At 74.5% G+C, this 762-nt stretch carries 1 protein-coding gene; it reads right to left on the bottom strand.

The features are described from left to right. On the bottom strand, positions 1-762 hold a 762-nt coding region (locus tag ACFFNX_RS51730; protein ID WP_378213861.1), incomplete at both ends, for a glycosyltransferase family 39 protein.

Raw genomic sequence — 762 nt, 5'->3', positions numbered from 1 at the left:
CCAGCTGAGCGGCGATCGCGAGCAGCCGCAGCGGCAGCACCCCGCCGGCCGCGAACAACCCGATCAGGGCGGGCGCCGGGTAGTAGCTCTTACCGCCACTGGCGGTGAACACGACCACCACGGTCAGCGCGGCGGCGAGCACCCACCGATGGTCGCGGCCGGTCGGCGAAGCCAGCCGGCGGACGCCGAAGATCCACAACATGATCAGCGGTGGGCCGGCCAGGATCACCGCCAGTTCGGGAAGCTGCGCCAGGGAGCCGAGCGGGCCGCCCTGCGCGGCCGAGAGCCCGGCGCCCATGCGGAACTGCGCCCAGTCGTGCCGCGCGTTCCACACCACGTTCGGCGCGACCATCAGCGCCGCCAGGGCACCGGCCGCCCAGGGCCCGGCGGTACGCAGCGCGCCGCGGTGGAACAGCACCAGCCCGACGGCGATGCCCAGCACCAGCACGCCGATGGTGTCCTTGTTCTCCAGCCCGATTCCGGCCACCGTCCCGGCCGCCAGCCAGGCGCGCACCGTGCCCAGCCGCAGGGCCCTCGCCACCAGGACGAACACGGCGGCCCAGGCCAGCTGGTCGAGCACCGTCGTACCGAACAGCAGTGACGCGGCGACGAACACGGGGCAGGCCGCGACCGCCGCGGCCGCGATGGTCTGGGCACGTGCCCGGCCTTCGAACTCGGCGACCAGGGCGGCGACCAGCAGAACGCAGCCCAGCTGAGCGGCGATCGCGAGCAGCCGCAGCGGCAGCACCCCGCCGGGCAGGT

The sequence above is a fragment of the Actinoallomurus acaciae genome (assembly GCF_042429965.1).
GTDB classification, from domain to species: domain Bacteria; phylum Actinomycetota; class Actinomycetes; order Streptosporangiales; family Streptosporangiaceae; genus Actinoallomurus; species Actinoallomurus acaciae.
This window is presented reverse-complemented; position numbering and strand designations above follow the sequence as displayed.